The sequence below is a fragment of the Janthinobacterium sp. FT14W genome (genome assembly GCF_009208755.1).
In the GTDB taxonomy this organism is placed as follows: Bacteria; Pseudomonadota; Gammaproteobacteria; order Burkholderiales; family Burkholderiaceae_D; genus Janthinobacterium; species Janthinobacterium violaceinigrum.
Genome location: NZ_WFLL01000014.1, coordinates 19,736 through 44,376, shown reverse-complemented (window position 1 = coordinate 44,376; position 24,641 = coordinate 19,736). Strand labels below are relative to the sequence as shown.

Here is a 24,641-nt window from a genome sequence, read left to right as displayed (position 1 = left end):
CGGTTGAACTAAGCTCGCTGGAAGCTGGCAACGCGCATGTGATCAAAACAGCCGATCAATTCAGACGCGCCACGAATTCCAGCACTTCTTCCACGTGAGTTGCGACCTTCACGCCTCTCCATTCTTTCACCAATCGGCCCTGGGCGTCAATCACAAACGTGCTGCGTTCGACGCCGCGGACCGTCTTGCCGTACATCTGTTTCATCTTCATGACGTTAAACAGCAGGCAAACGGCTTCGTCCGGGTCGGAAATGAGCTCGAACGGCAGGTCCAGCTTGGCTTTGAAGCTTTCGTGCGAACGCAGGGAATCGCGGCTGATGCCGTAGATTTCCACGCCGGCGGCGGTAAATTGCGGATAGGCGTCACGGAAGGCGATGTTTTCAGTAGTGCAACCAGGGGTGTTGTCCTTCGGATAGAAAAACAGCACCGTGGCCTTGGCCGGGCGGCCCAGCAACTGAAAGGTCTTGCCGCTGGTCATGGCGGCGCTAAAGTCGGGTATGCTAACGAGGGATTGGCTATCAGCCACAGGTTCTCTCCTGAACGGTGATCATCAGCGCTGTTTTTTATCTGGCAACGCATCCAGGTGCAACAATACAGCATTCAAGCCGCTTTGCCCTGCACAATCAGGCGTCCGGAACGCCCAGGCAACTCATCCCAGGTGACGGGGCAAACGGGCAAGTCCGTATTTTTTATCTTTTCATAATAATCGCCCATCGCTGCAAACTGGTAGCCCTGGGCTTTCCAGCCAGCCAGCAGTTGTTCGAAAATGGGGGCGAGTTTCTGTCCTTCAAGTTCCGCATGCAAGGTATATACGTGGTCGCGCGGATTTTCCGCCGTCAGCGACAGGATATGCGCGGCGACATTGCCGGTCGTGATCAGTTTGCCGTCGATTTCGCAGCCCAGCAGCTCATCGAGGGTGGGCAGGGTGGTGGGCAATTGCACGCAGCTGAGTATCGTGTTGCCATTGCGCACGCGGTGCGGGCCATTCGTCGGATGCAGCATGGCGCCCCGCGCGTCGAGCATGGCGCGGCCATCGGAGGCAAAGCGGTAGCCTGCCGTATCGTGTTCGACGAAGGCGCTGACATTCATTTGCCAGCCGGCCGCGCCGTGCGTGTGCGGCGCCACGCCAAACACCTGCTCGTAGCGGCTGGCGGCCTTGCGCATCATGTTGATGGTCCAGGCAGCGTTGCGCCTGGCCACATTGTCTTGCCACAGGGTGTGATCCCAGGTGTGGATGCCGCACTCGAAACCGGCATCGCGCACGGCGCGCATTTGCGCCGCGCAGAGCTTGCCGATATCGGGTCCCGGCAACAGGGTGCCGTACATCAATGTTTTCAAGCCATAGTGCTCGACCACCGAAGTGCGCGACACCTTGCTGAAAAAACCGGGCTTCAAGGCGCGCCGCAAGGCCCACCCCGTGTGGTCGGGGCCCAGCGAGAACAGAAAGGTGGCCTTGGCCTGGTGCGCGGCCAGCATGCGCACCAGATTGCCCATGCCTTCGCGGGTGCCGCGATAGGTATCGACGTCGATCTTCAGGGTCAGGAACGGCTTGCTCAACATTAATCCATCAAGGCTTTGGCTTGGGCTACCTGGCTGCGGTAGGCGTCAAAAATATTGCGCAGGGAATCGGCCATGGTGGTGGTCGGCACCCAGCCCAGTTCTTCGCAGGTATTCGTGATTTTCGGCACGCGGTTCTGCACGTCCTGGTAGCCGGCGCCATAGTAGGCACCCGACGTCGTTTCCACGATTTTCACGTGTTTCGCGCCTTCGGCGTATTCCGGGTACTCGGCAGCCAGGGTCAGCATCATGCCGGCCAGGTCGCGGATCGAGTAATTGTTGACCGGATTGCCAATGTTGTAGATCTTGCCGCTGGCGATGCCATTCTTGTTGGCAATGATGCGGATCAATGCATCGATGCCGTCGTCGATATAGGTGAACGCGCGTTTCTGCGCGCCGCCGTCGACCAGCGAGATGTTCTCGCCGCGCACGATGTGGCCGAAGAATTGCGTCACCACGCGCGAGGAACCTTCTTTCGGCGTGTGGATCGAGTCCAGGCCGGCGCCGATCCAGTTGAACGGACGGAACAGGGTGAAGTTCAAGCCTTCCATGCCGTAGCCCCAGATCACGCGGTCCATCAGCTGCTTGGCGTTCGAATAGATCCAGCGCGGCTTGTTGATCGGGCCGCAGATCAGTTCCGAGTTTTCCGGATCGAATTCTTCGTCGTGGCACATGCCATACACTTCCGAGGTCGACGGGAAGACCAGGTGCTTGCCGTACTTGGCGGCCGAGCGGACGATAGGCAGGTTGGCTTCGAAGTCCAGTTCGAACACGCGCAGCGGCTGCTTGACGTAGGTCGATGGGGTGGCGATGGCCACCAGCGGCAGGATCACATCGCATTTCTTGATGTGGTACTCGACCCATTCCTTGTTGATCGTGATGTCGCCTTCGAAGAAGTGCATGCGCGACTTGTAGTTGTCATCTTCCAGCAATTCCGTGATGCGGTCCGTGTTCATGTCCATGCCATACACGTGCCAGTCGGTGGTTTCCAGGATGCGCTTGGACAGGTGGTGGCCGATGAAGCCGTTGACGCCTAAGATGAGGACTTTTTTCATATGAGATTCTCTTGTGTGATATCAGTGTGTGCTGACGCGGGCGGTCAGACTTGCTTGCAATTGCTGAGCCGAAACCGGCTCCCCGGCAGCCCTCAGCGCGGAAATGGCCAGCATGCGGCCGTCTCCGCAGACGCCAAAGATGCAATTATCCACTACCGCCAAGCCCGGTGGCAAACTTCCTGCGGAACGCTTGCTCAAACGGGCTTTTTCGATGATGTAAATGACATTGTTGACTTCGGTGAAGGCGCCGGGATAGGGGGGGGCCACGGCCCGGTGCAGGTTGTACACCTGTTGCGCGGGTAACTTCCAGTCGACACGGCCATCTTCCGGCTTGCGGCCGCCAAAATAGCCGCCCTGGCGCAGATCGTTCAACCGCCGTGGCGCCGTGCCGTCCAGCAAGGTCGGCAGCACGCCCCACAGCGTCTGTTCCGCCGCCACGGTGACCTTGCCGAAGACTTCGAAAGCCGTGTCGTCGGGCAGGATGGGCACGGCCGTCTGCGCCACGATGGCGCCGGCGTCGGGCTTGACCGTCATTTCATGCAGGGTGGCGCCCGTCTCCGTGGCGCCATGCAGCACGGCCCAGTTGACGGGCGCGCGGCCGCGGAACTGCGGCAGCAGCGAGCCGTGCATATTGTAGGCAGGAGCGACTTCCAAGATGCTAGCGGGCAACATGTGGCGGTAGTAAAAACTGAACAGCATGTCCGGCCGGGCTGCCTGCACTTGCGCCAGCAGTTCGGGCGCGCGGGCATCGCCGGGCGTGATGTAGGCAATGCCTTCTTCCCGGCACAGGCTGGCGACGGATTCGAACCACAGGTTTTCCGTGGGGCTGTCTTCATGCGTGACGACCAGGGCGATATCGACGCCGCCGGCCAGCAGCACCTTGATGCAGCGCACGCCCACATTGTGGTAGCCGAAGACGACGGCGCGCGGGGCGCCCATCAGCGGCCCACCTGGCGTTTTTCCAGGCGCACATACGACGGCACCTCGGCTTCCGCCTGGGGCATGCCGTCCTGCAAGATGGTTTGCACCACATAGCGGGGACGGGCACGCACTTGCTGGAAGATGCGTCCCACGTATTCGCCCACCAGGCCGATGCCGAACAGGATCACGCCCATGAAGAAGAAGGCGATGGCAAACAGGGTGAATACGCCTTCGGCTTCCGCGCCCAGCAGGAAACGGCGTACCAGCAGGAAGATCACCAGCAATGCCGAACCCAGCGACATCGCCATGCCCAGCATGGAAAAGATTTGCAGGGGAATCAGCGAAAAGCCCGTGACCAGGTCGAAATTGAGGCGGATCAGGCTGTACAGCGAGTATTTCGACTCGCCGGCCGAGCGTTCCTCGTGCTCGACGGTAATTTCCGTGGGCTTGCGGGCAAACGTGTAGGCCAGGGCGGGCACGAAGGTATTGACTTCGGCGCACTGGTTGACGAGGTCGATGACATTGCGGCCATACGCGCGCAACATATTGCCCTGGTCGGTAATCTTGATGTTGGTGATGCGCTCGCGCAAGCGGTTCATCATCTTCGAGGCCAGGGTGCGCCAGGCGGAATCCTGGCGCTTGCGGCGGATCGAACCCACGTAATCGTAGCCTTCGCGCATCTTCGCCACCAGGTTGCCGATTTCTTCGGGCGGATTCTGCAGGTCGGCGTCGAGCGTGATCATGATCTGCCCGCGCGAGGCTTCAAAGCCGGCCAGGATGGCCATGTGCTGGCCATAATTGCCGTTGAATAAGATCACGCGCGTGACGTCGGGGCGCTGGCGGAACTGTTCCGCCAGGATGGCCACCGAATTGTCGCGGCTGCCGTCATTGACGAAGAGGATCTCGTAGCTGGTCTGCAAGGCGTCCAGGGCCGGATACAGGCGCGCGAACAGGCTGGCCAGGCCATCCTGCTCGTTGTAGATGGGAATAATAATGGACAGTTCAGGTTTCATCGGCGCGCTGCTCACTTGATGAGGATGGATTTGACGGTGGCGACGGCCCGTTCCACGTCCTGTGTCGTCATGGCGTAGAACATCGGCAAGGTCACGGTCAGGCGGCCGATCTTTTCCGAGACGGGGAACATGCCCTCGGTAAAGCCGCGCTCGCGGTACATGGTAAACAAGTGGATCGGTGCGTAATGATAGCCCGTTCCCACGTTTTGCTGCGCCATTTGCTGCATGAACGCGGCACGCGTGCCGGGGCCATTGTCGGGCAGGATGATCTGGAACAAATGCCAGTTGCTGTTCTCAAAGTCTTGCACGGGCAGCTGGGCGCCGCTCTGCGCTTCGAAATCGCTGCCGAATTGCGCGAAATAGTGGCGTGCCAGCGCGCGGCGGTGGGCCGTGATCGCTTCGATATTGGCAAACTGGCCCAGGCCGATGGCGGCCATGATGTCGCTCATGTTGTATTTGCCGCCGAGCACATCTACGTCGATGCCGTCGACGCCGCTGCGCGTGACGCCCTGCAGCCGGTATTTCTCGGCCAGCTTGGCTTCTTCCAGGTTGTTCAGGACCAGCGCGCCGCCTTCGCCCGTGGTGATGTTCTTGTTGGCCTGGAAGCTGAACGAGACGAAGTCGCCGAACGAACCGATGCGCTTGCCTTTCCAGGTGGAGCCGAACGCTTGCGCCGCGTCTTCCACGACTCTCAATTTGTACTTGTCGGCAATCGCGTACAAACGGTCCATGTCGACGGGCAGGCCCGACAGGTAGACGGGAATGATGGCTTTCGTGCGGGGCGTGATGGCCGCTTCCAGCTTGTCGAGGTCGAGATTGCGCGTGACGGGGTCGATATCGGCAAACACGGGCGTGGCGCCCACTTCGATGATGACGTTGGCCGTCGCTACCCACGACACGGGCGTGGTGATGACTTCGTCACCGGGGCCGATGCCGGCGATGCGCAGCGCGATTTCCATGGTGCAGGTACCCGAATTGAAGGTGCGCACGGGGCGTCCGCCGAAATATTCGGACAGCTGGGCTTCGAAGGCTTGCACTTTCGGGCCGCTGGTGATCCAGCCCGAGCGCAGCACCTCGCCGACGGCGGCGATGGTCGCTTCATCGATGGTGGGTTTGGAAAAAGGCAAAAAGGGCAGGGTAGAGGTCATGGGCGCGGTTCTTGGGTCTGTATTTTGTCAGGGTATCGGTATCGCCAAGGCTGCCAGTACGGTCAGGGCCGCCGGCAGGCATGGCTATTTTATATCGTTAGTATGGTGGCGCAGCCCATTCAGCGGTGAAAAATCCTGCTGGTGCGGGGGCGGGGCAAAGCTGGCCGGGGGCGCGATCCGTACTGCCTCGCGCCCCTGTTAACTATTTATTTGTTGGCAATGACCATGCGGCGCGCATCTTCGGCAATGACACGCATGGGCACGCCACGTTGCTGCAAATCCTTGTAACGGTTCAGGCTGATAATGGCCATGTCGTGCACGCCCGCATTGGCATCGTTGGTCCACTGCGCAATGAACGGCTCGATGGTCGGCATGGACAGTTCGGGCTGCTGTTTCAGGCCAAACGTGAACTCATCCCAGTAATCGACGAGGATCACGGGCCGCTGCAGATAATAGGTCAGCGACTGTTCATAGATGCCTACCGAGTACAGCTTGGTATCGGCCGTCAGTTCCGCCTGGATCTGCGGCAGCATGTCCGTGCCGGCGCGGTTCTGGCCGTACAGTTCGGAGCCGGCCAGGATGCAGTGCGTGGCCAGGAAGCCGGCGCCGGCGATCGTCAGCACGGTCATGTCGCGGCGTAATTGGCGCGCATGCAGCAGGGCCAGGGCGCCGCCGGCCAGGGCGAAGAAGCCGGCCGCCATCAGCCAGGGCTGGTAGCCCTTGAGCGCGATCAGGGCTTGCGCATCGCGTGCGCTGGCCTTGCCGAACGCGATCGGTCCGCCGATCAGGATGGCCGCGCCCAGCACGCACAGCAGGCCGGCGGCCAGCATGCGCTGGCGGCGCGAGGCCGATTCCAGGTACAGCGCCACCATCAGCGCCAGCGCGGGGAAGATGGGCACGATGTAGCCGGGCAGCTTCGAGGTCGAATAGCTGAAGAAGAAGAAAATGAAGACGGCCCAGACCAGCAGCATCAAGCGGGGCTGGAAAGCGCCATCCTGGCGCTGGAAGGCGGCGGCCAGGCTTTGCGGCAGCACGCCTATCCATGGCAGGGTGCCGGGGATCAGCAGGACCAGGAAGTAGTACCAGGCGCCTTCGCGCTTGTGGCCCTTCATCAGGAAGCGCTGGAAGTGCTCGTGGATGAAGAAGAAATGCGGCTGCTCCGGATTGCGCAGGGCGACCAGCACGAACCATGGCGTGGCGATGGCAAAGAAGACGAGCAAGCCCTTGACCAGGTGCAAGCGCGTCCAGATGCGCCAGTCGCGCGCGCACAGCGAATACAGCACCAGCACGGCGCCCGGCAACACGATGCCGATCAGCCCTTTTGCCAGCACGGCCAGCGCCATGCTGGCCCAGCAGGCCAGCATCCAGTTGCGCCGCTCGCGCGCCGTCGCCTCGTCGCGCTGGGCCACCAGCAGGCTGCCCAGGGTGAGCGTCATCATGCCCGACAGGCCCATGTCCAGCGAATTGATCTGGCCGGAAGCGAGCCAGAACAGGCTCGATGCCAGCACCAGGCCCGCATACAGGCCCGCGCGGGGACCGAACACTTTCTTGCCCGCATACGCCGTCATGCACACGCCGATGATGCCGCACAGGCCAGTCCACAGGCGTGCCTGCCATTCGCCCAGGCCGAAGGCGGCGAAGGTCAGCGCATTCATCCACGTTTGCAGCGGCGGTTTTTCAAAGTATTTGATGCCGTTCAGGCGCGTGGTGATCCAGTCGCCCGTGACGAACATTTCGCGCGCCATCTCCGCGTAGCGGCCCTCGTCGGGCGGTACCAGGGTACGCACGCCCAGCGCATACAGGGTGACGACGATGAAGATGCCCAGCAGGGACCACATCAGCACCCGCGACGAGTGCAGTTCGTTAATATTGAGCTTCATGCAGCGCTGCCCGCGCCCGGGGCCAGGATCAGGGCCAGGGTGACCTTGCGGCCTTCGCCCATCAGGATGTTGTATGTGCGGCAAGCTGCCTGGCTATCCATGCATTCGACGCCGATGCGGCGCATGGTCAGCGCGGCCGTCAGCTTCGGATGCACGAAACGCTGGCGCTCGCCCGTGCCGAGGATGACCACGTCGGGGGCGTCGGCCAGGATCTGCGCGAAATGCGCCTCGTTCAGCTGCTCGAAACTGGCCACTTCCCACGCGCGTGGCGGCGTTTCCGGCATGACGATCAGGCTGTAGTTGTACGGCTGGGCATTGATCTCGACGCCGTTTTCGTCATAGCCGGTGACAGTCTGGTATTGTTGGGTGCTGCTGGCATGGAGTTTCATGGCGATATCGGGGGGCTGGTCGTGTCGGTTGATCGGTACGCGCGGGGCCAAACTGGGGGCCGCGGCCAAGGGCGTAAGCATGCCATAAATGACAGAAAAGAGCGACTGAAAAGCAACATCCTTTCCAAATCGCAATGTTCGGCGCCACAGCGGCAGTGCGTGCTTGTACCATGGTAATGGGGCAAGATTAAGGGAAGATGAAGAGGGCGCCCGCCCGCTTGCCGTTCAAATGGCCCGGCGTGGCAGAATCGGCGTCAAATGCGGCCGTTCACCATGTTTAATTTGATAAAATGGCCTGTTTTCGGCGAGAATGGTTGTTTTCGCCTTGCAGTCTTTCGCATTGCAGTTTCACGGGTTCACAGTTCTGGCGCGGCTACCATGCTGCAAGCTTGGTTCTCCGCGCCGCATCACGACAGGGATTTATTTTGCGACCGATTCAGAAATCGAATAAATTGGCGGACGTCTGCTATGACATCCGCGGCCCGGTCCTGGAAAAATCCAGGCAAATGGAAGAAGAAGGCCACAAGATCACCAAGCTCAATATCGGCAACCTGGCCGTATTCGGCTTCGATCCGCCCGACGAGATCGTGCGCGACATGATGCTCAACCTGCAGAATGCGGCCGGCTATACGGATTCGAAAGGCATGTTCGCGCCGCGCAAGGCCGTCATGCACTACACGCAGGGCAAGAATATCGCCGGCGTGACCATCGATGACATCTACCTGGGCAACGGCGCCTCGGAACTGATCGTCATGTCGATGAACGCGCTGCTCAACAGCGGCGACGAAGTGCTGGTGCCGGCGCCTGATTACCCGCTGTGGACGGCCGCCGTCAGCCTGTCGGGCGGCAATCCCGTGCATTATGTGTGCGACGAGCAGAACGAGTGGTATCCCGACATCGAGGACATGCGCCGCAAGATCACGCCGCACACCAAGGCCATCGTCGTCATCAACCCGAACAATCCGACGGGCGCGCTGTACCCGGTGTCCGTGCTGCTGCAGATCGTCGAACTGGCGCGCCAGCACCAATTGATCATTTTCGCCGACGAGATCTACGACAAGGTGCTGTACGACGAAGCCGAGCACGTGTCGATCGCCTCGCTGGCCGACGACGTGCTGTTCATCACCATGAACGGCCTGTCGAAGAATTACCGCTCCTGCGGCTACCGCTCCGGCTGGATGGTGGTCTCGGGCGAAAAGCGCCACGCCAAGGATTACATCGAAGGCCTCAACATGCTGGCCTCGATGCGGCTGTGCGCCAACGCGCCGGGGCAGTTTGCCATCCAGACGGCGCTGGGCGGCTACCAGAGCATACAAGACCTGGTGGGGCCGGGCGGGCGCCTGTTGAAACAGCGCGACCTGGCGCACAAGCTGCTGACGGATATTCCGGGCGTCACCTGTGTCAAGCCGAAGGCCGCGCTGTACATGTTCCCGCGCCTGGACCCGGAGATCTATCCGATCGCCGACGACCAGCAGTTTGCCTATGAATTGCTGGCCGAAGCGAAGGTCCTGATCGTGCAGGGCACGGGCTTCAACTGGATCGCGCCCGACCATTTCCGCGTCGTCTTCCTGCCCAATTCCGATGACCTGACCGAGGCCATGGGCCGCATTGCGCGCTTCCTCGAAGGTTACCGCAAGCGTCACAGCCGGGGCTGAGCCGGCCAGTAGCAATATCGATCAACCTGGCGCCGCCCAACGGGGCGCCACTTATGAGCAGTCAAGCACACTATGAAATCCATCAAGATCGGCCTGCTGGGCCTGGGCAATGTCGGTTACGGCACGTTCAGCGTCCTGAAACGCAACCAGGAAGAAATCAAGCGCCGCGCGGGCCGCGGCATCGAAGTCGTCGCCGTCGCCGTGCGCGACGTGGCGCGCGCCGAAGCGCTGGTCGCCGGCGCCTGCAAGGTCGTCAGCGATCCGCACCTGATCGTCAACGATCCCGAGATCGACATCGTCGTCGAACTGATCGGCGGCTACGACCTGTCGAAAACCCTGGTGATGCAGGCGATCGCCAACGGCAAGCACGTGGTCACGGCCAACAAGGCACTGCTGGCCGTGCACGGCAATGAAATCTTCGCCGCCGCCCAGGACAAGGGCGTGATGGTGGCCTTCGAGGCGGCCGTTGCCGGCGGCATCCCCATCATCAAGGCGCTGCGCGAAGGCTTGACGGCCAACCGCATCGAATGGATCGCCGGCATCATCAACGGCACCACCAATTTCATCCTGTCCGAAATGCGCGACAAGGGCCTCGATTTCGCCACCGTGCTGAAACAGGCGCAGGAACTGGGTTACGCGGAAGCCGATCCCACCTTCGATATCGAAGGCGTCGACGCCGCGCACAAGGCCACCATCATGTCCGCCATCGCCTTCGGCATTCCGGTGCAGTTCGACAAGGCCTATGTGGAAGGCATCAGCAACCTCAATGCCGTCGACATCCGCTACGCCGAGCAGCTGGGCTACCGCATCAAGCTGCTGGGCATCACCAGGCGCACCACCGTCAATGGCGTGGAAGGCATCGAACTGCGCGTGCATCCGACCCTGATCCCGGCCAAGCGCCTGATCGCCAATGTGGAAGGTGCCATGAATGCGGTGCTGGTGCATGGCGACGCCGTCGGCGCCAGCCTGTACTCGGGCCGCGGCGCGGGCGCCGAGCCGACCGCTTCGTCGGTGATCGCCGACCTGGTCGACATCACCCGCCTGGCCACGGCCGACCCGGAACACCGCGTGCCGCACCTGGCGTTCCAGCCGAACGCGATGACCGACATCGCCATCCTGCCGATGTCGGAAATCACCACCAGCTACTACCTGCGCATGCACGTGGCCGACCAGCCGGGCGTGCTGGCGGACCTGACGCGCATCCTGGCCGAGCGCAGCATCTCGATCGACGCCATGCTGCAAAAAGAGCCGGCCGAAGGCGAGACGCACACGGACATCATCATGCTGACGCACCAGACGCAGGAAAAGAACGTCACGGCCGCCATCGAGAAGATGGAAGCGCTCAACAGCGTGGTGGGCACGGTCACCAAGATCCGCCTGGAAAACCTCAGCTGACCGTTTGCGGCGATCCATGCAAAACGGCGCCCGCGGGCGCCGTTTTTTCATCCGATGACTGTCTTACAGCTGCGGCGCGGCGGGCGCGCCGACGGGGCCCACGTCCATGCCGTCATAGCTGGCCAGCTGGTTTTCCTGGGCAAACGCCATCAGTTCGCCATTGCGCGCGTGCAGGCTGTCGACGCCATGCACTTCGGCCTTTTCCACGTGCAGCACCCACACGGGCGGTGCCGCCGGATCGTCGAGTTCCGGCTGGTACAGTTCCACGGGGCGGTAGCCCTGGATGGCCAGCAGGGCGGCCGCCTGCTCCAGCGGTTCGGACGTGGGATTGGTGAAGTAATAGCCCCACAGCAGCGGCTGGGAGAGGTCCCAGGGCGCGTTCTCGGCGATGTTGGCGAACAGTTCGCTTACGTCTTCTTTGGTCATCATGGCAATCTGCCTTCATTAAAATCTCAGGGCGCGATCTTAGCATTCATGCCGCGTGTACGCCATGCGCCCATAAAAAAACCGGCTGCATGCCGGTTTTTTTATCAGCCGTTAAAAACGGCTTGATTCCAATTCGCGTGAGCGTGAATTAGAACTTGTAACGCAGGCCGATCGACAGCAGGTCGGCTTTCAGTTTCATACCATCCTGGCTCAGCGTTTTGCCGAAGTTTTCGTATTCGGCAACGGCCGACAGGTTTTTATTGAAGTTATAAGCTGCGCCGATGCCAAACAGGGCGGCAGTTTTGTTTTTCGAGCCGCTGGCGTTGAAACCGACCAAGTTCAATTTAACTTTGGTGTGGTTTTGTGTTACACCAGCTTTTGCGAACAGCGAGAATTGTTCGTTCAGTGGCAGTGTGCCCGTGGCTGCTACGTAGAAAGCGCTGGTTTCCATGCTCAGCGATTCCTTGCCTTCGCTTTCTTTCAGTTTGCCGAAATTGACGTAGCCTGCTTCTGCGCCGAAGTTTTGCGTGAAATCGTAGCCAGCGTAAGCTTTAAAGCCGGTTTTGTTTTCTTTGCCCGAAACTTCATCACCCGACAATTTCAATTCCGAACGGCCCACATTCGCGCCGACATAAATGTTTTCAGCTTGTGCGAACAAAGGGAATGCCAGGGCGGCGCCGACGACTACTGCAAACAATTGCTTTTTCATATTAATCCTAGGTAATTAATGCGGAGAGACTGTCTCGCCGCTTAATGGGAGCCGAATTGTATAGGGATGAATATGTTTATGTAAGGCAATTATCTTAAAAATATTAGAAATAAATTATGTGTTGTTTTTGGGCAACAGCTGCTATCGAAGAACTATCTGTGCCGGCCATCATGCGGTGCCTCCGAAATGCACGCTGACCTTCAATCCGTGGCCATTCGCCGCCGTCGCCAGCGCCAGGCGGGCGCCGTGCAGGGCGGCGATGTCGCGCACGATGGCCAGGCCCAGTCCGGCGCCGCCGGGGTTGCTCTCGAGCGCCGCGCCCACGCGGTAGAACGGCGTGAATACGCGCTCGCGTTCGGCCGGCGGGATGCCGGCGCCGCTGTCTTCCACTTCCAGCACCGTTTCGGCGCTGGCGCCATCCGTTTCCGTCACGCGCACGCGCAGGGTCACGTTGCCGCCGTGCGGCGTGTAGCGCAGCGCATTGTCGACCAGGTTGGCCACCAGTTCGTGCAGCAGCAGGGCCTGGCCATGCACGGGCGCTTCGTCGGGCGCTTCCAGCGACAGGTCGATATGCTTGCCGACGGCGGCCATGGCCATTTCCAGCCCTACCTGCTGCGCCACGTCGCGCAGCGGCACGGTTTCCATGGCCAGGCTGTCGCCGCCATGCTCGATGCGTGCCAGGGTCAGGAGGCGGTTGGCCAGCAGCACCGTCGAATCCGTGGTGGCGGCGATCGAGCGCACGATGTCGCGCAAGGCGGCGATGTCCGGCGGCGCGCCCGCCTGGCGGTCGCATTCGCGCATGGCCAGCTCGGCCTGGGTTTTCAGCACCGTCAGCGGCGTGCGCAGCTGGTGCGAGGCGTCGGCGATGAACCGGCGCTGGCTGGCGATCAGCTGCTGCAGGCGCGACATGGAGCCGTTCATGGCGCTCACCAGCGGGCGCATTTCCCGGTGCACGAGTGCGGGATCGACGTCGGACAGGTCGGACAGGGTGCGCGTCTCGACTTCCGTTTTCAGGCGCATCAGCGGCTGCAGCACCAGGCGCACGGCAAACCACACGAGGGCGCCCATCACCAGTATCATCGCTGCCTGCCAGAGCAGGGTATCGAACAGGATCTGGTTCGACAGGCCGCGCCGCGCGTCCAGCGTCTCGGCCACCTGGATCAGGGCGATGCCGCGCATCGAATCGTCATACACGGGCTGCAGCAGCGCCGCGATGCGGATCGGCTTGCCGTGGTAGTCGGCGTGGTAGAAGCGCACCAGGGCCGGATAGTTTTGCGAGCGGGGCACGTTTTTCGGCACGGGCGGCAGGTCGCCATAGCCCGACACCAGTTCGCCGTTGATGCCCGTGACCTTGTAGTAGATGCGGCCCAGGGTGTCGGTCTCGAAGCTGTCGAGCGCCACGTAGGGTACTTCGGCCACCACCTTGCCGCCCACGATGGAGACGCGCTCGGCCAGCGCCCGCGTCGACGCCAGCAGGGAGCGGTCGTAGGCCATGTCGGCCGCGTCGAGCGCGTTGCGGTAGACGAAAACGGCATCGAGCAGCACCAGCATCACCAGCGGAATGAGCAGCCAGCGCAGCAACTGGCTGCGCAGGCTGCCCAGCGGCCGGCCCTGCGTCCAGCGCCGGCGCAGGCGCTCGAGCAGGGGCGGGCGCGGACGCGGGTGCTGCATGGCGGCGCTCATTTCGGCGCGGCCGGCGCCATGGCGCTGCGCGGCTGCAGCAGGTAGCCGATGCCGCGCAGCGTGGTGATGACGGCGCCGTCGGGCGAGCCGCTTTCCACGCCGTTTTCGAGCTTCTTGCGCACGCGGTGGATGTACAGTTCGATGGCGTCCAGGTTGGCGTCGTCGGCCAGCGCGAAGACTTCGTCGAACAGTTTTTCCTTCGACACGGCGCGCCCCGAGCGCGTGATCAGCGCTTCGAGCACCGCGTGTTCGCGCGGCGTCAGGGGAAACGGGGCGCCAGCATAGCTGAACATGCGCGTGACGGTGTCGAAACTGAGGGCGCCGCAGGCGTGCACGAGCGCTTCGTTGCCCTGGCTGCGGCGCAGCAGGGCTTTCACGCGCGCTTCCAGTTCGGCCAGTTCGAACGGCTTGGCCATGTAGTCGTCGGCGCCCAGGTTCAGGCCCTGCACTTTTTCATCGAGGCCGCCGCGTGCCGTCAGTATCATGACGGGAGTCTTGCCGCGCGTGCCGCCGCGCGCGCGCAGGCGGCGGAGCACGTCCAGGCCGTCCATCTTCGGCAGGGTCAGGTCGAGCAGCACCAATGAGTATTCCTGCGTGTGCAGCAGGGCGTCGGCATCGGCGCCGTTGTGGGCGGTCTCCACCGTCAGGTGCGCGTCGCGCAGGGCCTTTGCCAGCCAGTGCGACAGCTCCAGATGGTCTTCCACTAATAATATGCGCATGGTCTCCGCCATTCGTTTGAAACGATGCAGTGTAAGCCTGCCGGCGCTGCGCCGACAGGGGCGGCAATGAATTTGTTGGTATGGCTTGTGGCTGGCCGGCGACACCTGTCAGTCTGAAAGCGAATTGAAAGGATCGCGCTCATATAGTGTGATCCTGATTCATGAAATTGATCAGGCATATCACTAATAACTATATCTAAGGGAGACACTCTACATGAAGAAAACTGCATTCTCGCTGGCCGCCATGGCGGTACTCGCCGCTGCAGGCAGCGCCCAGGCCGAATCGAACGTCACCCTGTACGGCCGCCTGGACGCGGGCGTCAGCACCACCAGCAATGCCGGTCCGAACAAAAGCTCGATGACGCAAGTGAGCTCGGGCGGCATGAACACCTCGCGCTGGGGCATCCTGGGCAGCGAAGACCTGGGCGGCGGCCTGAAAGCCGTGTTCAATCTGGAAGGCGGCATCCTGGTCGACACGGGCGCTGCCGACGGCGCGCTGTTCAAGCGCCAGGCCAACGTGGGCCTGGAAGGCGCATTCGGCCGCGTCGTGCTGGGCCGCTCGTTCACCACCGTATATGACTTCGTGCTGCCGTTCGATCCGATGGCGTATGCGCCGTACTACTCGTGGGCCACCTCGGGCAACGCGACGGGGCCGAGCAAGTACGGCATGACGACGGCCTTCGACAACATGGTCAAGTACTCGGGCAAGACGGGCGATTTCAGCTACGGCGCATCGTACGGCTTCGGCGAACAGACGACGGGCGCCTCGGACAGCGCCAAGCTGTCGACCGCCGTCACCTACAAGACGGGACCTGTCAGCCTGCTGGCCACGTATGAACAGGTCAACGGCAACGCCATCGCCGGCGGCGCGCGCGACAAGACCACCGTGTACCACCTGGGCGCCATGTATGACGACGGCCCGTGGAAGGTGCAGGCGGCAGCGCGCGACTACAAGCTCGATCCCGCTGCCGCCGGCAAGGCCGACGTGCGCGGCACCCTGTACTGGGGCGGCGTCAGCTACAAGACCACGCCGGTCATCACCCTGACGGGCGTGATCTACTATCAGGACGTGAAAAACGTGGCCGCCAACCTCGATGCCGATCCGATCATGTACGTGGCGCGCCTGCGCTACGCCCTGTCCAAGCGCACCGACCTGTATGTGGCCGGCGCCTACGCCAAGGCCAAGCACAACCAGCTGGTCAGCCTGTCGCGCGACGATGCCGGTTTCGGCGACACGCAGCGCGGCCTGATCGCCGGCATCCAGCACCGCTTCTAAGCCATGACGACGCTGCGCTCCCTGTTGCTGTCCTTGCTGTGCCTGCTGCCCGCCGTGGCGGGGGCGCAGGCGTCCGCACCAGCCGAGTGCGTGGTGCCGTCCAAACCGGGCGGCGCCATGGACCTGACCTGCAAGCTGGCGAAAAAAGGCCTGGCGCAGGAGGGCGCGGCAGCCGCCATGGCGCCGATGCGCATCAGTTATCTGCCCGGCGGCATCGGTGCCGTGGCATGGCATTCGATGGCCTCGCAACGGCGCCGCGCGGAGCCGAACACCCTGGTGGCGTTTTCGGGCGGTTCGCTGCTCAACCTGGCACAGGGCAAGTTCGGCAATGCGAAGGCGGGCGACGTGCGCTGGGTGGCGGCGCTGGGCGCCGACTACGGCATGATCGCCGTGCGCAGCGATTCGCCCTACAAGACGCTGGCCGACCTGATCGCCGCGCTGCGCCAGCATCCGGACAAGGTGCTGATCGGCGTCTCCGGCACCATCGGCAGCCAGGACTGGCTGAAGATGGCGCTGGTGGCGCGCCATGCGGGCATCGATCCGAAAGTGCTGCGCTTCGTCGCGCTGGAAGGCGGCGGCGAAGTGTTCACGGCGATGCAGGCCGATTACGTGCAGGTGGTCTCGGGCGACACGTCCGAAGCCACGCTGAACGCCAGCGCCAACCATGCGCGCGTGCTGGCCGTGCTGTCGGAAAAACGCCTGCCGGGCGTGCTGGCCGGCGTGCCGACGGCGCGCGAGCAGGGCGTCGACGTGGTCTGGCCCATCATCCGCGGCGTGTGGATGGGGCCGCAGGTGCCCGATGCGGACTACCAGCGCTGGGTCGCCACGTTCGAGCGCGCCATGGCCACGCCGCAGTTCGCCGAATGGCGCGCGCAGGCCGGCCTGTATCCGTTCGCGCTGACGGGAGCGAAGCTGACCGCGTATGTCAGGAAGGCCGTCGATGAATATGCGCGGCAGGCGACGGAACTTGGGCTCATGCGCTGAACGGCATCCCATTTTAAAAAAATCTATTTCACAGACGGAGACAACCCCATGCAAACCAAGACCCTGCTTCAAGCCGCCCTTGCCACCGCGTTTGCCAGCCTGGCCGGCGCCGCTTTCGCGCAAGTGCCGGCCGGCTATCCGGCCGATTACCAGAAGATCATCGATGCGGCCAAGAAGGAAGGCAAGGTCGTGATCTACAGCGCCACCGACAGCAAGGCCGCCGCGCCGCTGATCAAGGATTTCAGCGCCCTGTACCCGGGCATCACGGTCGAATACAACGACATGAATTCCACCGAAGTGTACAACCGCTTCATTTCCGAAGTGGCCGCCGGCGGCAACACGGCCGACGTGATGTGGTCGTCGGCGATGGACCTGCAGATGCGCCTGGCCTCGGATGGCTACGCCCTGAAATACAAGTCCGTCGAAGCGTCGAAGATTCCCGGCTGGGCGATGTGGGACGACCAGGCCTACGGCACCACGTTCGAGCCGGCCGCCATCGTCTACAACAAGCGCCTGCTCGATGCTAAGGAAGTGCCGAAGAACCACGACGATTTCGTCAAGCTGATCGCCACGCCGAAATTCAAGGACAAGGTCACCACCTACGACATCGAGAAATCGGGCGTGGGCTTCATGTTCATGGCGCAGGATGCCAAGGAATACCCGCAATTCCTGGCGCTGCAAAACGCGTTCGGCACGGCCAAGGTGCGCGTGCAGTCGTCGACGGGCACCATGATGGAGCGCATCTCGTCCGGTGAAAATCTGATCGGCTACAACGTGCTCGGTTCCTATGCGCTGGTGCGCGCCAAGACCGATCCATCGATCGGCGTCGTGCTGCCCAAGGATTACACCCTGATCCTGTCGCGCGTGCAGTTCATCAACAAGAACGCGAAGAACGTCAACGCCAGCAAGCTGTGGCTCGATTACGTGCTGTCGCACCGCGGCCAGACCATCATCGCCAACGGCGCCAAGCTGTTTGCCATCCGCGCCGATGTCACGGGCGAAACGACGTCGGCTGAACTGATCAAGGAAATCGGCGCGGCCAACGTCAAGCCGATTCCCGTGCATCCGATCATCCTGCAATTTTTGGGACCTGCCAAGCGCATGGCCTTCCTGAAGCAATGGAAAGAAACAGCCGGCAAAAAATAACGCCGACTTAGCCGCCCGCGAGCCTGGCTTGCGGGCGCACGCCGCACCCTTCATTCATTGGATTCATCATGCAAACTGCCATCCTGCCGCTGCCTGCACGGTCGCGCTCTCTCTTGTCGCGCCTGAACTGGCCGCGCGGCGTGGTCGTGACGATCACGCTGATCGCCATCTTCCTGCCGCTCTTCCTGATTTTTTACCAGAGCTTTTTGAACGCGCCGTTCTTCATGCCCGTGCGCGAATTCGGCTTTGATTCCTACCGTTTCATCTTCGATGATCCCGATTTCTCCATGGCCTTCAAGAATGGCCTGATGCTGGCCTTCGGCCTGACCGTCATCGCCGTGCCGCTGGGCGGCATGCTGGCCTTCCTGATGGTGCGCACCGACCTGCCGGGGCGCGGCTGGGTGGCGCCCATGCTGCTGGTGCCCATCTTCGTCTCGCCGATGGTGATGGGCTTCGGCTACGTCGTCTCGATGGGCCCCGTGGGCTTTTATTCGATCTGGGCCAAGGAGCTGCTCGGCTTCGTGCCCTGGAATATCTATTCGTTCACCAGCATCGTCATCATCGCCGGCCTGACGCACGTGCCGCACGTCTACCTGTATGCCTCGTCGGCCCTGAAAAGCCTGGGCTCGGACGTGGAAGAAGCGGCCCGCGTGGCCGGCGCCTCGCCCGTCCAGGTGATGCTCAATGTGTCGCTGCCGATGATCATGCCGGCGCTCGCCTATGCGGGCGTGCTGGTGTTCTTCCTCGGTTTTGAAGTGTTCGGCCTGGTGCTGGTGCTGGGCGACCCGGAAGGCCATCTGGTGCTGCCGACCTATCTGTACAAGCTGACGAACAAGCTGGGCACGCCGTCGTACCACCTGATGGCCGCCGTCGCCGTCTGCCTGGTGATGGTGACCATGCCGCTGGTGATGATACAGCGCTGGCTGCTCAAGTCCGCCAACAAGTATGTGTCGATCAAGGGCAAGGGCGCGCGCAGCAAGGCCATGCCGCTGGGCCGCTGGAAGTGGCTGGCGTTCGCCTTGCTGGCGGGATGGCTGGTCTTCACCATCATCCTGCCGTTGACGGGCATCGTGCTGCGCTCCTTCGTGCAGTACTGGGGCGAGGGCGTGCACCTGGCCGACGTGCTGACCCTGCAGCATTTCCGCGATATCTTCGACCAGCCCTCGCTGGTGCGCGGCATCGTCAACACCATCCTGATCGGCGTCGTCGGCGGCGCCCTGGCCGTGGGCTGCTACAGCTTTATCGCGCTGGCCATGCACCGCAAGCAGGACGGCATCACGCGCCTGCTCGACTACAGCGTGCTGGTGCCGCGCGCCGTGCCGGGCCTGCTGGCCGGCCTGTCGTTCCTGTGGGTGTTCCTGTTCGTGCCGGCCTGGCTCGATGGCGTATTGAAGGGCATGGACAACGGCGTGGCCCTGTGGCTCAGCGGCCATGTGATCCCCGTGCTGCGCGAACTGCGCTCGACGATCTTCGCCCTGTGGCTGGCGTATTCGGTGGTGTGGATGGCCTACGGCATGCGCCTGATTTCCACCGCGCTGCTGCAGGTGGGGCCGGAACTGGAAGAGGCGGCACGCGCCGTCGGCGCCAGCCGCGGCCAGGTGACGCGCGACGTGACCCTGCCGCTGATCAAGTACGGCTTGCTGGGCGCCTGGCTGATGGTGTTCCTGATCTTCGAGCGCGAATATTCGACGGGCGTGTACCTGCTCTCGCCAGGCACGGAAGTGATCGGCGCCATGCTGGTGTCGCTGTGGGCGGGCGGTTCGACCGACCTGGTGGCGGCGCTGTCCTTCATCAACATCACCCTGGTGGCCATCGGCCTGGGCATCGCCTTGCGTTTCGGCGTGAAACTCCATAATTAATAGAAGACTGAGACCACATCATGAATGAATTGACCGTCAATGAGCTGCACCTGGACTACGGCACGGGCGCATCCGCCAACCCCATCCTGAAGGGTGTCTCGATGCACCTGAAAAAGGGCGAAGTGGTCGCCCTGCTGGGACCTTCGGGCAGCGGCAAGACCACCTTGCTGCGCGCCGTCGCGGGACTGGAAAGCCCGAAGGCGGGCACCATCCAGATCGGCGAGCGCAATGTCTACGATGGCGCGAAGCACTTCGAGATGCCGGCCGAGCAGCGCAACCTGGGCCTGGTGTTCCAGTCGTACGCGCTGTGGCCGCACAAGACCGTGTTCGACAACGTCGCCTACGGCCTCAAATTGCGCAAGATGGGCAGCACGGAAATCGCCGCGCGCATCAAGGAAGTGCTGACGCAGCTGGGACTGGGGCACCTGGGCGAGCGCTATCCGCACCAGCTGTCCGGCGGCCAGCAGCAGCGCGTGGCGATCGCCAGGGCGCTGGTGTACAACCCGCCCGTGATCCTGCTCGACGAACCGCTGTCGAACCTCGATGCCAAGCTGCGCGAGGAAGCGCGCGCCTTCCTGCGCGAACTGATCGTGCGCCTGGGCCTGTCGGCCCTGATGGTCACGCATGACCAGGGCGAGGCGATGGCCATTTCCGACCGCATTTTGCTGCTCAATAACGGCAAGATCGAGCAGCAGGGCACGCCGCAAAGCATGTATGAAACGCCGGACACCCTGTTTACGGCCGAATTCATGGGCAGTAACAACCGCCTGCCCGGCAAGGTGGTGCAGCGCGACGGCAGCGCCGTGCGGCTGCTCGTCGACGGCGCCTCCATGCAGGGCGTGGCGCGCGGCGCCAACGTGGGCACGGAAGTGACGACCATGATACGCGTCGAGGAAGTCAAGATCAGCGCCACGCAGGTGGACAACGCCATCGAGCTGCCGCTGCTGACCTGCATGTACCTGGGCGACCGCTGGGAATGCCTGTTCGAGCGGGGCGGCGCCGAGAACATCAGCCTGCGCGCCTATTCGCGCCACAAGCTCGAAGCGGGCAAGTACTGGCTGCATATGCCGGCCGACAAGCTCTGGGTGTTTTAACGGTGCCGTGGCGGCCTCGCTGGCGCGCCGTCGGCGCCGCGCTGGCCGCCGGCCTGGCGGGCGCCGCCATCTGCCTGTGGCTGCACACGCCGCTGCCGTGGATGATCGGCCCCCTGTTTGCCACGGCGGGGCTGCGCCTGGCGGGGCGCGAACTGGCTTGCCCCGTGCGCGTGCGCGAGGCGGGCCAATGGGCCATCGGCACGGCGCTGGGCCTGTATTTCACGGCGCCCGTGCTGGCCGTGCTGCTCGACTACACGCCGTGGATCGCCGGCGCCGTGCTGTTCGCGCTGGCGCTGGGCGCTGCGGGCGCCATGCTGCTGCGGCGCCTGTCCGGCGTCGACCACGCCACCGCCTTCTTTGCCATGGCCGTCGGCGGCGCGTCCGAGATGGCGGTGCAGAGCGAGCGCCATGGCGCCGACGTGGGCAAGGTGGCCGCCGCGCACAGCCTGCGCATGATGCTGGTGGTGGCGACCATCCCGTTCGGCGTGCGCTACTGGGGCAGCCACGGGCTGGAAGCGGGACATGAAAGCTTCGTGCCCGGCGCCGCGCTGATCGACCATGGCGGGCTGGCGCTGTTGGTACTCGTCACCGTATCGAGCGCTCTCGCATGCAAACGGGGCAGGCTGCCCAACGCCTGGGTCATCGGCCCGCTGCTGGCGGCACTGCTGCTGACGGCCTGCGGCATCCATCTGTCGCGCCTGCCCGAGTGGGTGATACGCGCGGGCCAGCTGTTCATCGGCATCGCGCTGGGCACGCGCTTCAGCCCCGCCTTCCTGCATGCGGCCCCGCGCTACCTGGCCGGCGTGGCCCTGTGCACCGTGCTCATGCTGTTGCTGGCGGCCGTCTTCGGACTGGGCCTGTCGCACTGGCTGGCCATCCATCCCGGCACGGCCATCCTGGCCACTTCGCCCGGCGGCATCGCCGAGATGTCGCTGACGGCCAAGACCCTGCACCTGGGCGTGCCCATCGTCACGGCCTTTCACGTGGCGCGCATGGTGGTGCTGGTACTGGCGATCGGTCCGCTGTTTCGCCTGCTGCAGCGGTTCTAATTTCCCCGCACCACGATTTCCTGTATCTGCGGCTCGCGCTGGCGCATGAAGCGCACGATGGAGTCCACGGTGACGACGTCGATCTGGCGCGTCATGCGGCGCTCGAACGGATGGTCGTCGAAGGCGATATTGGCGCGGAACATGCGCGCGCCCAGGCGCGTGACGGCGGGGATGCTGAGCGTTTGCGGCGCATAGCTGGCGCCGCGCAGCCAGCCTTGCGCTTCGGCCCGCGTTTCGATCTTGCCCGGCTCGTTGCTGGCGGCGGCCAGGCTTTCCAGCACCCACTGGTTCGAGTTCTGGTACTTGGTGGAAAACGGGTAGGCCAGCATATTGTAGTGCGGCTCATGCAGGCGCTTCGGCGTGTTGCTGGTCAGCAGGCGCACCAGTTGCTGCTGCGTATCCTGGCCCGGGACCAGGATCAGCGTTTCATACATGAACACGTCATCCATGAAGAAATTGCCCAAGCCTTCGTTGTACAGCGACGATTGTGCCGTGCCGCATTCATTGAGTTCATGCACGACCAGCCAGCGCCCTTGCGGGTGGTCGCGCCAGGCCAGGGCCATGTGCGAATAGCGCAGATTGTATTTCGACAAGTCCTGCCCGGCGCGCGCCACCAGCGCCACCTGTGCGCCCGAGCCATCGAGCGCTTGCAGGGTCTTTTGCGCCAGGTCCATCGACTTGACGAGGGTGGTCGCATCCGTTTGCTTTTCCTCGCACGAGCGTCCCGCATGGGCGGCGCCGGCCAGGGCCAGGCTGATGACAATCACGGTCAGGCGTTTCATGGGGTTCACGCTTTCGAATGGTGGAGGATGGCCTGGCCGGCTGCATTCGGCACATAGGCGATGGTCTTGCCCGACAGCACCAGCACGTGGCCCGTGGAGACGGCCACCACGTTGACGACCGTGCCGGCTGCCAGCGACAGGCCTTGCATGGCTTTCTGGCTCAGCTTGACGGAAGCCGTGGCGGCGGAGGACGCCCCCTTGGTCGCGCTCTTCAGCACCAGCACGCTGCCGTCGGCCACATCTTCCACCTTGTCGACGACGACTTCACCGGCGGCGGCCAGCACCGACATGGAACCGAGCAGCACGATGGCCGAGGCCATGCTGGCGTTGTCGGACGCGTTGGCGGTGTCGGAGTTGGCGGCCTGGGCCAGCGGCGCCAGGGTGGTGGCGCACAGCAGGGCGGTGGCGAGCAGGTGTTTCATGGGATGTCCGTTCTTCATTGTTGATGGTTACACTTTCGAGTGGTGCAGCAGCGCCTTGCCCAGTTCGTTCGGGATGAAGGCGATGGCCTTGCCGGACAGCACCAGCATATGGCCGGTGGACAGCGCCACCACATTGACCACCGTGCCGGCCGCCAGCGACAGGCCCTTGGCCGCTTGCGTGCTCATCTGGATGGAAGCGCCACCCGCTTCGGAAGCACCCTTGAGCACGATGACGATGCCTTCGCCCACCGTTTCCACGCTGGCGACCACCACCTGGCCGGACGCGACCAGCATCGACATGGAACCGGCGACAACGATGGCGGAACCCTGGCTCAGGTTTTGCGAGCCTTTCGACAGGTTCTCGGACGCGGCGGCGTGCGCCAGGCCGGGGGCGGCCATGGAGAACGTCAGCAGCGACAGGGACAGGCAGAGGGGCAGCAGGCGTTTCATGTGTTTCTCCTTCAAGTGTGCCAAGTGGCAACGCCATCATTGTAGACTGTGGGCAATTGGTCAATGAAAACGCTACTCGTAGCGGGAAGGCATACCGCAGGTAGCGTATTGCGCTACTTTTTTGCCGCTTGAATCGATGCTATTTTTATAAAGGAAGTGCATGCCGCAAACCCACGCCCTGATCGAAGCCTTGAAACGCCTGCTGAAGGCGCGCGCCGTCACCTATGCCGAGCTGGCGCAGCGCATCGGCGTCTCTGAAGCCAGCGTCAAGCGGATGTTTTCGCAGAAACAATTTACCCTGCAGCGCCTGGACCAGATACTGGTGGCCATCGGCAGCGATTTCCAGCAGCTGGCGCTGGCCGTGCAGACGGCGCAGGCCGCCCCCACCCTGATCACGGGGCTGACGTATGCGCAGGAAAAGGAAATCATCGAAGACACCCGGCTGTTCGTGGTGGCCGTCTCCGCCCTGAACTTGCTGCCGCTGGAACAGATCGTCGCCATCTACGACATCAGCGAAGCGCAAGCCGTCAAATACCTGCTGCGCCTCGACAAGATCGGTTTCCTGGAACTGCTGCCGAATAACCGGGTCAAACTGCTGGTGGCGCGCACGTTTGCGTGGATACCGAACGGCCCCATCCACACGTATTTCAAGCAGGAGGCGTATGGCGACTATTTGAATTCCCAGTTCGATGGCGAGACGGAATTGCTGCGCCTGGTGAACGTGATGCTGTCGAAGAAATCCACGGCGGCCTTGCTGGAGCGCCTGAAGCAAGTGGCGGTGGAATTTTCGCAGCAACACCAGGAAGACGCGCGCCTGCCCGGCGATGAGCGCCTGGCCATCAGCTTCATGCTGGCGGCGCGGCCGTGGATGCCGCAGACGTTCAAGGCGCTGCTGCGGCATACGGCTGCGCCAGTTAGCCAGTTGGTCAGTCAGCCTAGTCGGCCAGTAAGCTAGTCAGCCAACCAGCCAACCAGCCAGCCAGCCAGTTAGCCCAGCACATCACGCCAGCCAGCAAGCCAGTAGGCAGG

At 62.9% G+C, this 24,641-nt stretch carries 24 protein-coding genes; 9 read left to right on the top strand and 15 right to left on the bottom strand.

Annotated elements, in window-relative coordinates; translation table 11 throughout:
- Positions 1 to 55: 55 nt before the first annotated feature.
- The 8 genes from GCN74_RS11930 to GCN74_RS11895 form a co-directional block, all read right to left on the bottom strand.
- Positions 56 to 526, bottom strand: coding sequence for a peroxiredoxin (locus GCN74_RS11930; protein WP_152256888.1), 471 nt, complete (start codon positions 524 to 526; stop codon positions 56 to 58).
- Positions 527 to 600: 74 nt separating this feature from the next.
- Complete coding sequence (locus GCN74_RS11925; protein WP_152256887.1) at positions 601 to 1,560, bottom strand: polysaccharide deacetylase family protein; 960 nt, start codon at positions 1,558 to 1,560, stop codon at positions 601 to 603.
- On the bottom strand, positions 1,560 to 2,612 hold the full coding sequence (locus GCN74_RS11920) for a bifunctional UDP-4-keto-pentose/UDP-xylose synthase (protein WP_152256886.1): 1,053 nt from the start codon (positions 2,610 to 2,612) through the stop codon (positions 1,560 to 1,562). The genes GCN74_RS11925 and GCN74_RS11920 overlap by 1 nt, the downstream gene beginning before the upstream one ends.
- Positions 2,613 to 2,633: 21 nt before the next feature.
- Positions 2,634 to 3,551 carry a formyltransferase gene (locus tag GCN74_RS11915; protein ID WP_152256885.1) on the bottom strand — a complete coding sequence of 306 codons (918 nt, stop codon included), beginning with the start codon at positions 3,549 to 3,551 and terminating at the stop codon, positions 2,634 to 2,636.
- Positions 3,551 to 4,546 (bottom strand): glycosyltransferase, encoded by a 996-nt coding sequence (locus tag GCN74_RS11910; protein WP_152256884.1) that lies wholly within the window; start codon positions 4,544 to 4,546, stop codon positions 3,551 to 3,553. Before GCN74_RS11910 ends, GCN74_RS11915 begins: the two co-directional genes overlap by 1 nt.
- 11 nt (positions 4,547 to 4,557) lie before the next feature.
- Entirely contained in the window at positions 4,558 to 5,694 is a 1,137-nt protein-coding gene (locus GCN74_RS11905) for a DegT/DnrJ/EryC1/StrS family aminotransferase (RefSeq protein ID WP_152256883.1), read from the bottom strand.
- Positions 5,695 to 5,900: 206 nt separating this feature from the next.
- Entirely contained in the window at positions 5,901 to 7,574 is a 1,674-nt protein-coding gene (locus tag GCN74_RS11900; protein WP_226939004.1) for a glycosyltransferase family 39 protein, read from the bottom strand.
- Positions 7,571 to 7,963 carry an Mth938-like domain-containing protein gene (locus tag GCN74_RS11895; RefSeq protein WP_152256882.1) on the bottom strand — a complete coding sequence of 131 codons (393 nt, stop codon included), beginning with the start codon at positions 7,961 to 7,963 and terminating at the stop codon, positions 7,571 to 7,573. The genes GCN74_RS11900 and GCN74_RS11895 overlap by 4 nt, the downstream gene beginning before the upstream one ends.
- A 425-nt stretch (positions 7,964 to 8,388) precedes the next feature.
- On the opposite strand from GCN74_RS11895, the gene GCN74_RS11890 reads away from it, so the two are divergent.
- Positions 8,389 to 9,618: a pyridoxal phosphate-dependent aminotransferase gene (locus GCN74_RS11890; RefSeq protein WP_152256881.1), complete on the top strand. Its 1,230-nt coding sequence runs from the start codon at positions 8,389 to 8,391 to the stop codon at positions 9,616 to 9,618.
- Positions 9,619 to 9,690: 72 nt separating this feature from the next.
- Entirely contained in the window at positions 9,691 to 11,013 is a 1,323-nt protein-coding gene (locus GCN74_RS11885) for a homoserine dehydrogenase (RefSeq protein WP_152256880.1), read from the top strand.
- 63 nt (positions 11,014 to 11,076) lie between these two features.
- Here GCN74_RS11885 and GCN74_RS11880 read toward each other — a convergent pair whose 3' ends face one another.
- The 4 genes from GCN74_RS11880 to GCN74_RS11865 all read right to left on the bottom strand — a co-directional run bounded on the left by GCN74_RS11880 (position 11,077) and on the right by GCN74_RS11865 (position 14,550).
- Positions 11,077 to 11,442 carry a ribonuclease E inhibitor RraB gene (locus tag GCN74_RS11880; RefSeq protein WP_152256879.1) on the bottom strand — a complete coding sequence of 122 codons (366 nt, stop codon included), beginning with the start codon at positions 11,440 to 11,442 and terminating at the stop codon, positions 11,077 to 11,079.
- Between the two features lie 145 nt (positions 11,443 to 11,587).
- Entirely contained in the window at positions 11,588 to 12,148 is a 561-nt protein-coding gene (locus GCN74_RS11875) for an outer membrane beta-barrel protein (protein ID WP_152256878.1), read from the bottom strand.
- A gap of 168 nt (positions 12,149 to 12,316) precedes the next feature.
- On the bottom strand, positions 12,317 to 13,819 hold the full coding sequence (locus GCN74_RS11870) for a sensor histidine kinase (RefSeq protein ID WP_226939003.1): 1,503 nt from the start codon (positions 13,817 to 13,819) through the stop codon (positions 12,317 to 12,319).
- 8 nt (positions 13,820 to 13,827) lie between these two features.
- Positions 13,828 to 14,550 carry a response regulator gene (locus GCN74_RS11865; RefSeq protein ID WP_152256877.1) on the bottom strand — a complete coding sequence of 241 codons (723 nt, stop codon included), beginning with the start codon at positions 14,548 to 14,550 and terminating at the stop codon, positions 13,828 to 13,830.
- Between the two features lie 214 nt (positions 14,551 to 14,764).
- On the opposite strand from GCN74_RS11865, the gene GCN74_RS11860 reads away from it, so the two are divergent.
- The 6 genes from GCN74_RS11860 (at position 14,765) to GCN74_RS11835 (ending at position 21,958) form a co-directional block, all read left to right on the top strand.
- Positions 14,765 to 15,826, top strand: a complete 1,062-nt coding sequence (locus GCN74_RS11860; protein ID WP_152256876.1) for a porin — start codon at positions 14,765 to 14,767, stop codon at positions 15,824 to 15,826.
- A gap of 3 nt (positions 15,827 to 15,829) precedes the next feature.
- Positions 15,830 to 16,810 carry a Bug family tripartite tricarboxylate transporter substrate binding protein gene (locus GCN74_RS11855; protein ID WP_193317050.1) on the top strand — a complete coding sequence of 327 codons (981 nt, stop codon included), beginning with the start codon at positions 15,830 to 15,832 and terminating at the stop codon, positions 16,808 to 16,810.
- Between the two features lie 48 nt (positions 16,811 to 16,858).
- Positions 16,859 to 17,956 (top strand): ABC transporter substrate-binding protein, encoded by a 1,098-nt coding sequence (locus tag GCN74_RS11850; protein ID WP_152256875.1) that lies wholly within the window; start codon positions 16,859 to 16,861, stop codon positions 17,954 to 17,956.
- Positions 17,957 to 18,024: 68 nt separating this feature from the next.
- Positions 18,025 to 19,815, top strand: coding sequence for an ABC transporter permease (locus GCN74_RS11845; protein ID WP_152256874.1), 1,791 nt, complete (start codon positions 18,025 to 18,027; stop codon positions 19,813 to 19,815).
- 20 nt (positions 19,816 to 19,835) lie between these two features.
- Positions 19,836 to 20,909, top strand: coding sequence for an ABC transporter ATP-binding protein (locus GCN74_RS11840; protein ID WP_152256873.1), 1,074 nt, complete (start codon positions 19,836 to 19,838; stop codon positions 20,907 to 20,909).
- Positions 20,910 to 20,911: 2 nt separating this feature from the next.
- A complete protein-coding gene (locus GCN74_RS11835) occupies positions 20,912 to 21,958 on the top strand; it encodes an AbrB family transcriptional regulator (protein ID WP_226939002.1) in 1,047 nt (348 codons plus the stop codon).
- Here the strand turns inward: GCN74_RS11835 and GCN74_RS11830 are convergent.
- The 3 genes from GCN74_RS11830 to GCN74_RS11820 are packed head-to-tail and all read right to left on the bottom strand — an operon-like array spanning position 21,955 to position 23,612.
- Complete coding sequence (locus tag GCN74_RS11830) at positions 21,955 to 22,740, bottom strand: DUF2145 domain-containing protein (protein WP_152256871.1); 786 nt, start codon at positions 22,738 to 22,740, stop codon at positions 21,955 to 21,957. The two genes, GCN74_RS11835 and GCN74_RS11830, sit on opposite strands and share 4 nt — an antisense overlap.
- A 5-nt stretch (positions 22,741 to 22,745) precedes the next feature.
- Complete coding sequence (locus GCN74_RS11825; RefSeq protein WP_152256870.1) at positions 22,746 to 23,162, bottom strand: hypothetical protein; 417 nt, start codon at positions 23,160 to 23,162, stop codon at positions 22,746 to 22,748.
- A 27-nt stretch (positions 23,163 to 23,189) separates the two neighbouring features.
- Positions 23,190 to 23,612, bottom strand: a complete 423-nt coding sequence (locus tag GCN74_RS11820; protein ID WP_152256869.1) for a hypothetical protein — start codon at positions 23,610 to 23,612, stop codon at positions 23,190 to 23,192.
- Between the two features lie 160 nt (positions 23,613 to 23,772).
- Here GCN74_RS11820 and GCN74_RS11815 point away from each other — a divergent pair, with 160 nt between their 5' ends.
- The gene (locus tag GCN74_RS11815) at positions 23,773 to 24,567 is read left to right on the top strand and encodes a helix-turn-helix domain-containing protein (RefSeq protein ID WP_226939001.1); all 795 of its coding nucleotides are present in this window, start codon (positions 23,773 to 23,775) and stop codon (positions 24,565 to 24,567) included.
- The last annotated feature ends 74 nt before the right edge of the window (positions 24,568 to 24,641 follow it).

Excerpts from the sequence above, each read along its gene's own strand:
- GCN74_RS11895 (WP_152256882.1), bottom strand. The coding sequence starts at position 7,963 with ATGAAACTCCATGCCAGCAGCACCCAACAATACCAGACTGTCACCGGC.
- GCN74_RS11850 (WP_152256875.1), top strand. The coding sequence starts at position 16,859 with ATGCAAACCAAGACCCTGCTTCAAGCCGCCCTTGCCACCGCGTTTGCC.
- GCN74_RS11915 (WP_152256885.1), bottom strand. The coding sequence starts at position 3,551 with ATGGGCGCCCCGCGCGCCGTCGTCTTCGGCTACCACAATGTGGGCGTG.
- GCN74_RS11910 (WP_152256884.1), bottom strand. The coding sequence starts at position 4,546 with ATGAAACCTGAACTGTCCATTATTATTCCCATCTACAACGAGCAGGAT.
- GCN74_RS11855 (WP_193317050.1), top strand. The coding sequence starts at position 15,830 with ATGACGACGCTGCGCTCCCTGTTGCTGTCCTTGCTGTGCCTGCTGCCC.
- GCN74_RS11920 (WP_152256886.1), bottom strand. The coding sequence starts at position 2,612 with ATGAAAAAAGTCCTCATCTTAGGCGTCAACGGCTTCATCGGCCACCAC.
- GCN74_RS11830 (WP_152256871.1), bottom strand. The coding sequence starts at position 22,740 with ATGAAACGCCTGACCGTGATTGTCATCAGCCTGGCCCTGGCCGGCGCC.
- GCN74_RS11825 (WP_152256870.1), bottom strand. The coding sequence starts at position 23,162 with ATGAAACACCTGCTCGCCACCGCCCTGCTGTGCGCCACCACCCTGGCG.
- GCN74_RS11900 (WP_226939004.1), bottom strand. The coding sequence starts at position 7,574 with ATGAAGCTCAATATTAACGAACTGCACTCGTCGCGGGTGCTGATGTGG.
- GCN74_RS11885 (WP_152256880.1), top strand. The coding sequence starts at position 9,691 with ATGAAATCCATCAAGATCGGCCTGCTGGGCCTGGGCAATGTCGGTTAC.
- GCN74_RS11840 (WP_152256873.1), top strand. The coding sequence starts at position 19,836 with ATGAATGAATTGACCGTCAATGAGCTGCACCTGGACTACGGCACGGGC.
- GCN74_RS11865 (WP_152256877.1), bottom strand. The coding sequence starts at position 14,550 with ATGCGCATATTATTAGTGGAAGACCATCTGGAGCTGTCGCACTGGCTG.
- GCN74_RS11875 (WP_152256878.1), bottom strand. The coding sequence starts at position 12,148 with ATGAAAAAGCAATTGTTTGCAGTAGTCGTCGGCGCCGCCCTGGCATTC.
- GCN74_RS11905 (WP_152256883.1), bottom strand. The coding sequence starts at position 5,694 with ATGACCTCTACCCTGCCCTTTTTGCCTTTTTCCAAACCCACCATCGAT.
- GCN74_RS11815 (WP_226939001.1), top strand. The coding sequence starts at position 23,773 with ATGCCGCAAACCCACGCCCTGATCGAAGCCTTGAAACGCCTGCTGAAG.
- GCN74_RS11925 (WP_152256887.1), bottom strand. The coding sequence starts at position 1,560 with ATGTTGAGCAAGCCGTTCCTGACCCTGAAGATCGACGTCGATACCTAT.
- GCN74_RS11870 (WP_226939003.1), bottom strand. The coding sequence starts at position 13,819 with ATGCAGCACCCGCGTCCGCGCCCGCCCCTGCTCGAGCGCCTGCGCCGG.
- GCN74_RS11860 (WP_152256876.1), top strand. The coding sequence starts at position 14,765 with ATGAAGAAAACTGCATTCTCGCTGGCCGCCATGGCGGTACTCGCCGCT.
- GCN74_RS11880 (WP_152256879.1), bottom strand. The coding sequence starts at position 11,442 with ATGATGACCAAAGAAGACGTAAGCGAACTGTTCGCCAACATCGCCGAG.
- GCN74_RS11820 (WP_152256869.1), bottom strand. The coding sequence starts at position 23,612 with ATGAAACGCCTGCTGCCCCTCTGCCTGTCCCTGTCGCTGCTGACGTTC.
- GCN74_RS11845 (WP_152256874.1), top strand. The coding sequence starts at position 18,025 with ATGCAAACTGCCATCCTGCCGCTGCCTGCACGGTCGCGCTCTCTCTTG.